This window comes from Desulfobaculum sp. (assembly GCF_054921475.1).
On sequence record NZ_JBUDSW010000201.1, the window covers coordinates 1 to 6,985 of the forward strand.

10 protein-coding genes and 1 pseudogene are annotated in these 6,985 nt (G+C 59.9%); 4 read left to right on the top strand and 7 right to left on the bottom strand.

Going from position 1 to position 6,985, the window contains the following annotated elements:
- Both ACY69P_RS12385 and ACY69P_RS12390 read right to left on the bottom strand, forming a co-directional pair.
- Positions 1-1,024, bottom strand: a 1,024-nt coding sequence (locus ACY69P_RS12385; protein ID WP_462327695.1) for an ATP-dependent 6-phosphofructokinase, incomplete at its 3' end; no start/stop codon positions are given.
- Positions 1,025-1,218: 194 nt separating this feature from the next.
- A complete protein-coding gene (locus ACY69P_RS12390) occupies positions 1,219-1,614 on the bottom strand; it encodes a cytochrome c3 family protein (protein WP_459901527.1) in 396 nt (131 codons plus the stop codon).
- Positions 1,615-1,925: 311 nt separating this feature from the next.
- Here ACY69P_RS12390 and cbiM point away from each other — a divergent pair, with 311 nt between their 5' ends.
- Both cbiM and ACY69P_RS12400 read left to right on the top strand, forming a co-directional pair.
- Complete coding sequence (cbiM, locus tag ACY69P_RS12395) at positions 1,926-2,540, top strand: cobalt transporter CbiM (protein WP_404843093.1); 615 nt, start codon at positions 1,926-1,928, stop codon at positions 2,538-2,540.
- 199 nt (positions 2,541-2,739) lie between these two features.
- Positions 2,740-3,024, top strand: coding sequence for a hypothetical protein (locus ACY69P_RS12400; RefSeq protein ID WP_459901529.1), 285 nt, complete (start codon positions 2,740-2,742; stop codon positions 3,022-3,024).
- Positions 3,025-3,164: 140 nt separating this feature from the next.
- Here the strand turns inward: ACY69P_RS12400 and ACY69P_RS12405 are convergent, their stop codons facing one another.
- The 3 genes from ACY69P_RS12405 to ACY69P_RS12415 all read right to left on the bottom strand — a co-directional run bounded on the left by ACY69P_RS12405 (position 3,165) and on the right by ACY69P_RS12415 (position 4,480).
- Positions 3,165-3,416 (bottom strand): hypothetical protein, encoded by a 252-nt coding sequence (locus ACY69P_RS12405; RefSeq protein WP_462327696.1) that lies wholly within the window; start codon positions 3,414-3,416, stop codon positions 3,165-3,167.
- A gap of 135 nt (positions 3,417-3,551) precedes the next feature.
- A complete protein-coding gene (locus ACY69P_RS12410; RefSeq protein ID WP_404843090.1) occupies positions 3,552-3,842 on the bottom strand; it encodes a hypothetical protein in 291 nt (96 codons plus the stop codon).
- 224 nt (positions 3,843-4,066) lie between these two features.
- A complete protein-coding gene (locus ACY69P_RS12415) occupies positions 4,067-4,480 on the bottom strand; it encodes a response regulator (protein ID WP_459901532.1) in 414 nt (137 codons plus the stop codon).
- Between the two features lie 310 nt (positions 4,481-4,790).
- Here ACY69P_RS12415 and ACY69P_RS12420 point away from each other — a divergent pair, with 310 nt between their 5' ends.
- Positions 4,791-4,973: a ferredoxin gene (locus tag ACY69P_RS12420; RefSeq protein ID WP_459901533.1), complete on the top strand. Its 183-nt coding sequence runs from the start codon at positions 4,791-4,793 to the stop codon at positions 4,971-4,973.
- A 97-nt stretch (positions 4,974-5,070) separates the two neighbouring features.
- Here ACY69P_RS12420 and ACY69P_RS12425 read toward each other — a convergent pair whose 3' ends face one another.
- Together ACY69P_RS12425 and ACY69P_RS12430 are read right to left on the bottom strand one after the other, a co-directional pair.
- Positions 5,071-5,289, bottom strand: a complete 219-nt coding sequence (locus ACY69P_RS12425; RefSeq protein ID WP_404843087.1) for a hypothetical protein — start codon at positions 5,287-5,289, stop codon at positions 5,071-5,073.
- A gap of 46 nt (positions 5,290-5,335) precedes the next feature.
- Positions 5,336-6,160 (bottom strand): tetratricopeptide repeat protein, encoded by an 825-nt coding sequence (locus tag ACY69P_RS12430; RefSeq protein ID WP_462327697.1) that lies wholly within the window; start codon positions 6,158-6,160, stop codon positions 5,336-5,338.
- A 213-nt stretch (positions 6,161-6,373) separates the two neighbouring features.
- On the opposite strand from ACY69P_RS12430, the pseudogene ACY69P_RS12435 reads away from it, so the two are divergent.
- Positions 6,374-6,985: pseudogene (locus tag ACY69P_RS12435) on the top strand (hypothetical protein); the annotation flags it as partial.

Consider the following 6,985-nt stretch of genomic DNA (forward strand, 5'->3'; position numbering starts at 1 on the left):
TGAAGTGCTCACCAATGCGGTTGCGCAGAATGGTGCAGATTTCGCCAAGGATGGGGTTGCCGGAGGCGTCGGTATCGCCGGAGGTTTCGCACAGGTCCTGCCCTGCGCCTTCGGCCACGACAATGACGGCATGTCCGCGCTTTTCAAGGCGTTTTTCAAGGGCGTCCAAAAGGCCGCCTTCGCCTTCCAGCGGGAAGGGGGCTTCGGGGACGAGGACGAAATTGACGACCTTGAGGGCCAGGGTGGCCTGCGCGGCGATAAAGCCGGACTCGCGTCCCATGAGCTTGACCATGCCGACGCCATTGTAGGCGCCGGTCGCCTCGGTGTGGGCGCAGTCGATGGCGAGGGTTGCGGCCTCGACGGCGGTGTCGAACCCAAAGGACTGATAGACGAAGTTGATGTCGTTATCGATGGTCTTGGGGATGCCGATGATGGAGATTTTGAGTTTACGGCGCGTTACTTCCTCAAGGATGCTTTCGGCGGCGTGCATGGTGCCGTCCCCACCGATGAGGAAGAGGACGGAAATATTCATGCGCTCCAGCGCGTCCACAATTTCCTCCGGCGGCTGCGGCCCGCGTGAGGAGCCGAGCATGGTGCCGCCAAACATGTGGATGTCCGAGACGGACTCGGGGGTGAGTTCCTCGATGGGGTGGCCGTACTTGGGGATGAAGCCCTCAAGGCCGTAGCGGATGCCGAGGGTTGCGGCCACGCGGTAGTTGTGGTGCGCCTCCATGACGATGGCGCGGATAACGTCGTTAATCCCCGGGCACAGTCCGCCGCAGGTGACGATGGCGCATTTGGTCTTGGAAGGGTCGAAATAGGTGTGCTCGCGCGGGCCGGCGAGCTCCAGCTTGAGAATTTGGTTGGGCGCGGTGCCGTGGTCCAAATCCTGCGCGATGTTGATTTCCGTGGTGGCGGAGTCGTCCGTGAACCGGCAGTAGGGCATGTTGGACGGTATTTTTGCCGGACCGAGAGTGGGAATCTTGGTATCCAGACGCTTGCCGCTTTTCTTGGACGTCGGCATGAGGGGTGTTCCTCCGGGGTTGCCAGTGCGTGGCCAGACGTTGGCCTGCTTGTGTGTTGGTCGTGGGCGTCTTGTTTCTGTCTAGCATACTCCGCGTGCTTGGAAAACTCCGGCGCGTCCGGGAGTGGAAAAAAGCGCATCCGGGGAGCGGCGCTTGCGCGTCCCCGGATGCGGATACGTGGCGTTACGCGGAGCTACTCGGCGTGGCACTGCTTACAGCTGGTGGGGCCGTAGGGTTCCTTGGCCTTGCGCTTGATGCGGTGACAGCCGAGGCAGCTGCGCTCGGTGCTGGCATGATAGGACCGGTAGTAGGACTGCTCGCCTTTCTTGTCCGGGTACAGGTCATGGCAGCCCGAGCTTTTACACTTCATGATGTCGGAAGAGCCGTCCCACGTGTGGTGGCAGGCTGTACACTCCAGGTCGCCGTGGTTGGCATGGGGAAAGACCACCGGCGGCTTGGTGGCTTTTTCGCCATCAGGCACCATGAGGGTGATGGGGTCCTGCGGGGCTTCCATCCCGGCAAAGGCCGGGGCGAAACACAGGCCCACAAGGGCGAGAATGCCCATGAAAAGAACAGCTGTGCGCGACATGTAAACCTCCGTTCTGTACCATAAAAGGTGAATGCGTCATAAAACAGACAAAGAAACGGAAATCCCGCACACAATATCAGCAAGCGGTTACTCCGTGCAAGTGCAACCATGCATGAATCCTTTCCTTTTACCAGAGGCGGTACAGAGGCGCGTGGCGCTAAAAATCCGCTCCGCAGAAACACTTTTGCGTCAGAGCCCCAGCGGTGGAGTCAACACCCATAAATTGATTGACGAATTCCGCCCCCGCCGCATCGACGCGTGACACGTGCCAAGGGTTCGTGTAATCCGGTGGGAACCATCAGGGAGGATGTATGCATATTTCCGAAGGCGTGCTGACGGCCCCGGTTCTGCTTGGCGGCGCGGCACTGACGACCCTTGGTACGGCGCTTGGCCTGCGCGCTGTGGATTATGACAGGCTGATGCGCGTGGCCATACTTTCCGCATTCTTTTTTGTTGCCTCGCTGGTGCATGTGCCGGTGGGGCCATCCAGCGCGCACCTTGTCCTGAATGGCCTGCTGGGGCTTTTTTTGGGCTGGGCGGCTTTTCCTGCCATCCTTGTGGGGCTGACGCTTCAGGCTGTGCTGTTCCAGTACGGCGGCATTACCACCCTTGGGGTCAATACCTTCACCATGGCCGCGCCTGCGGTGCTGGCGCATTACGTGTTCCGGCGCTTTGTGACGCGCCCGGGCGGGTGCCGTGTTGCGGCGTTTTTGTGCGGCGGGACGGCAGTGCTGGGCGCTGGCGTGCTGGTGGCCGTGGCCCTTGCCCTGTCCGGCGACGCGCTGCTTCCGGTCGCGCAGATGATTCTTGTGGCGCACCTGCCTGTGGCCGGTGTTGAGGGGGTTATCGCGGCCCTGACTGTGTCCTTTCTGCTTCGGGCGCGCCCGGAGATGCTTGCGCCACTGCACCGGCATGGGGCGCTGTAGCCCGAAGGGCCGCACTGCGTCTTTCGCGGCATAGGCAAGGTGGTGTGCTACGTTCTTCCGGTGGAATTCAGCGGCGACGCTATGCTCCATCCTGTTGAAAAAACAGGCTTTGGGCCTTGGGCAACTTCGTGCTAGGGTGCGTTCACGGCAGGTCGTCGGGACCGCGTGGACAAGTCAGACCCACAGCAAGGAGTGAGGCATGGGAACGGAACAGGGACTGCCGCTGGAGGAGTTGAGCAAGGATCAGCTTCTGGAGCAGCTTGAAGGTGGGCTGTATTCGCTCATTACCGAGAATCCGAAGTACGAGCAGTTGGCGCAGATGGCCATTGCCCTTGGCATTAAGGACTTTGTGCGCAACACCTATAGCGAGGCCGCCGCTGACGACATTGCCGACGTGTTTGCCGATGGCGAGACGGCGCTTGTGCGCTTTGTTTCCTTTGTTGGCGAGCGTGGTCTGCTGGACCTCGACGGCGACGACGAATAGTCCCGGCCGCTGTGCGCGGGGCACCATCCCGCCGGACCTGCTGGGTGCCGGCGGTACGGGGCGGCCTGTGGGGCTTGCCCTTTTCTGTTAATGACGCTTTCCGTCCGTATGGGCGGGAAGCGTTTGTGTTTTGTGGGGGGCTAGTCGCTTGAGAGGGTGTAGCCCTTGGCCTTCATGCAGCGGCGGACAAAGGCGTCCTGCTCTTCAGCCGTTCTTTCGGATTGGTGCCAGCTGCCGTCTTCGGCCTGCTCGTGGGCGGCGTCCCAGCGGCAGTTTTCCAAATCGACGTTCAGGTTTCGTTCGCCTTTGGGGTGGGTGTAGTGCTGGCCGCCGCATGCGGCGAGCAGCAGGGTGCCCGCAAGGGCGAGGGACAGGGCAAGGTGCTTGGTCATGGGGCCTCCGCTGTGATGCAGTGTATCGATGCTCGCTTGTCGTATAACGTCATGCGATTGTTGTAAATACGACGAACACCCCGCCGTGGCGGGGTGCTCATGATGGGGCGTTCTTTTCATCCGGTGTGCGTCGGACTAGGTGTTGGTATTGAAGACAGTGCCCTTGCCGACGGTTGCCGCCTGCAGGACATCCTTTTGGAAGTCATAGTCCGAGTTGCTTCCTCCGCCAAAGGGCTTTGCGTTCATGAAGTCGAGGGTCTTGGTGACGACCTGTGCCCCGAAGGTCGTCTTGTCCACGGGGGCGAGAGGGTTGGGGGAGGAGGACCCGGATTGGTTCATGTAGTCCAGCGTTTTGGAAACAACTTGTGCGCCAAAGGTCTGCCGCGCCATCTTGGATGCCGCGTTGCTGATGCTGAAATTGGACATGCTCGTCCCTCCCCGTTTGCAAGACGAAAACAACGCCTTATCTGCTCTATCGGCAATTGCGCGGGGAGCTTTAGCCCCGGCGCGCAGGGAAGAGGGCGGTGCGCAGATGGCACACAGCCCGCCCGCCGGGGAAAAAGCGCGCTACGGGTGGGCCGCATGCGTTGTGTGTTGCGAAAGGGTGTCGGTTGCTTTCGGAGGCGAAGACGGCAGGGGGCGAAAGGGGGCTATTCAGAATCGGTACAGAGGGAGTGCGGGGCTGCCGCGGGCGGACAGTCGTTGACTGGGGCGGAGGTCTGGACGGCGTGGATGAGGTCGTATTTTGTGTAGGGTTTGATGAGGTACCCTGCAAAGCCTGCTTTGTTCTGCCTGCTGATGTCGTGCCGCGCAAAGGCGGTGACGGCGATGATGGGCGGACAGTAGTCCTCGCCAGCGTCCCGGCGGATGTGGGTGGCGGCCTCTATGCCGTCCATGACGGGCATCTTGATGTCCATAAGGATGACATCAAAGACCGCGGCGTGGGCAGCCTCAAGGGCCAGCATGCCATTTTCCACGGCCGTGACGGCATGGCCCTCGTCTTCAAGGGTAAGCCGCGCGCTTTCGCGTGTGATGCATTCGTCCTCAACCAGAAGAATGTGCATTGTAACTGCCTGTTTATACAATGGAAAAAGGACATTTTCGCCGCCGCTTAACACAGATGGATGGGACATCGTATGAGGCGGGAAATAACCTGTCAAGAGGGTTTGTTAAACCAAGGCGGTCAGTTGCGGATGCGGGAAGTGCGCATGCGTGCACAGCGCGCAGTACGCCCCCCGCAAAAGTGGCGCGTAGCAGGCGCAATTGAGCGTGCAGGGTGAAATGGGCTGTGTCTTTCAAATTTTACTGGTCAAATGTTTGGAGAAGATTGTAAGAAGAAGGAACGTCTATTCCAAACATATGGAGGCATTGCATATGGCTGTTGTCATCGATGAAGAAGCATGCATGGGTTGTGAGTCTTGCGTAGAAATCTGTCCTAATGTCTTCAAGATGGATGATGAAGGAGAGAAGGCCATCGTCATCAAGCCAGACAGCACGGAGGAATGTGTGGAAGAAGCCATTGATTCCTGTCCTGCGGAGGCCATTTCGCAGGAGTAGGAGCGGATTTTTTACGTATGTCATGAAAAAGGCCGGGGGAACCGGCCTTTTTCATGTGCTGCAAAGATGGTGTGGGGGTGATGGGACGTGGCGCGGGCTACTCCCCCTGCGCGACGAATTCCGCCACCCTGTCGTGGTCCTCGGGATAGCGCAGGCCGTTTGGCGTTACGATGATGCTGGGGCGCATCATGTCGGAGCGCGAATCCTCCAGCGGCAGGATAATCCAACCGCTGTCGCCTTCTTTGCCGACTACCATGTCTCGTTCGTCGTCACGTGCGGTGCGCCACGCGCGGGCGATGCTTGCTTTCAGGTCCATAGGCGTCGTGTATCCTGCTGATTTGGTGATGGTGGTATGGGTTTGGTTACTCGGTCTTTTCCATAATTTTACGCGCTTCGTCCAGTCCCGGGTCGGCCTCCAGGGCGCGGCGGGCGTACTCGTAGGCGTCGTCGCGCTTGCGCCATGCAAGGTAGAGCTTGCTCAGGTTTAGCAGCGTGCGGGGATGGTTGCCGAATTGGCGCAGGGCGTCCTTGTAGACGGTTTCCGCCTTGGAGTACTCCTGCATGCCCAGATAGGCGTTGACGCAGTGCTGATAGGCGGCGGCGTCGCCGGGGAAGCGGGCGCGGCTTTCCTCCAGCACCTCTGCGGCCTCCACAAACAGTTCGGCGTCCAGCATGCGTTTGCCCACATCGGTGATGACGCCGGGGGTGTCGCCGTATTCATCCACCACCCGCCGCAGGTAGGACTTGGCGCGCGGGGTTTCCCCGGTGCGGAAGTATTCCTCGGCGTGCGCCAGATATTCCTGCCGCTTTTGGTCCATGGCGGCGCGGGTTTGCTCTTCCTTTTCGCGCTCCAGGTCTTCGATGCGCGTTTGCAGAATATCCAGCCGGTTGACGATAAGGGCCGGGTTGCCGTCGTACTTGATGTACGGCCTGACGCGCATGTGCATCTTGGCCAGAATGTCCAGAATGCCGGGGTTGGTGCTGAATGTGCCGCAAAAGTCCTCCAGCATGAACTTGAGCTCAATTTTTTGCTGCCCGTAGAGGTTGCGGCACTTGGGCACGGTTTGGAACGCTGTTTTGGCGGCGGCAATAGCCTTTGTGTAGTCCTCTTTCTGCAGGGCGTGGGAGGCGCGGGCGATGTTGCGCCGGACACGCTGAAACGGGGTACCTTGTTGGCCTTGGAGCATGACCTTCCCTCGGATGATGCGGTTTGGTCGCCTGCTGTGCTGGCCGCTGCGGCGACAGTCTGTATCCCAGAGACACCCTGATGGCAACGCTGTTAACGGCTTGGAGTGTTGTCGAATTATCGGCTTTGCGATAGCGTGTATGTATCGATTCTTGTGTCAATTTGACGTGTCTGTCGTTAGCCGGCGTTGTGCTCGCTGTGGAGGCTGTAATCCATGAATCCAAACACGTTGCGCGTGGCGCGTGTTCCATTTGGGCTGTTTGTTTTGGGGCTGGTCGCCTGCGGCGCGCTGTTGTGCGCCACCTCCAGCGCTGCGCAGGAGCCCGTCGCCCGGCGGAATGTTCTGACCCTACACTCCTACCACCCTTCGGTGTGGACCGACAATATCCAGCGCGGATATCAGGCTGTGCTGGGCGATTACGCCGATGTTGATATCGCCGTGGAATATATGGATGCCAAGCGCGACAGCACGCCTGCCTACCAGCACGCGCTGTTTGCGGCCTATCAGCGCAAGTACCGCAAAACACGGTTTGATGTGGTGCTGACATCGGACAATATCGCCCTAGAATTTGCCTTGCAGTACCGGCGGGAGCTTTTTCCCGATGCGCCCATTGTCTTTTGCGGGGTGAACGGATTCTCGCGCGGTATGCTTCGGGGGCAGTCCGGGGTGACGGGGGTGATTGAGCGCGGCGACTTTGCCGAAAACATCAAGGTGGCCAGAACGCTGTGGCCGCAGGCCAATACCGTCTACGTGGTGGCGGACCGGACAACGACGGGCGAGATTAACCTTGCGCGCTTTCGGGATATTCTGGCGCTGAAGCATCCG

Bases quoted from the DNA above. Each gene is read 5' to 3' on its own strand.
- ACY69P_RS12420 (WP_459901533.1), top strand. From the start codon at position 4,791: ATGGCTGTTGTCATCGATGAAGAAGCATGCATGGGTTGTGAGTCTTGC.
- ACY69P_RS12400 (WP_459901529.1), top strand. From the start codon at position 2,740: ATGGGAACGGAACAGGGACTGCCGCTGGAGGAGTTGAGCAAGGATCAG.
- ACY69P_RS12425 (WP_404843087.1), bottom strand. From the start codon at position 5,289: ATGGACCTGAAAGCAAGCATCGCCCGCGCGTGGCGCACCGCACGTGAC.
- cbiM (WP_404843093.1), top strand. From the start codon at position 1,926: ATGCATATTTCCGAAGGCGTGCTGACGGCCCCGGTTCTGCTTGGCGGC.
- ACY69P_RS12410 (WP_404843090.1), bottom strand. From the start codon at position 3,842: ATGTCCAATTTCAGCATCAGCAACGCGGCATCCAAGATGGCGCGGCAG.
- ACY69P_RS12390 (WP_459901527.1), bottom strand. From the start codon at position 1,614: ATGTCGCGCACAGCTGTTCTTTTCATGGGCATTCTCGCCCTTGTGGGC.
- ACY69P_RS12430 (WP_462327697.1), bottom strand. From the start codon at position 6,160: ATGCTCCAAGGCCAACAAGGTACCCCGTTTCAGCGTGTCCGGCGCAAC.
- ACY69P_RS12405 (WP_462327696.1), bottom strand. From the start codon at position 3,416: ATGACCAAGCACCTTGCCCTGTCCCTCGCCCTTGCGGGCACCCTGCTG.
- ACY69P_RS12415 (WP_459901532.1), bottom strand. From the start codon at position 4,480: ATGCACATTCTTCTGGTTGAGGACGAATGCATCACACGCGAAAGCGCG.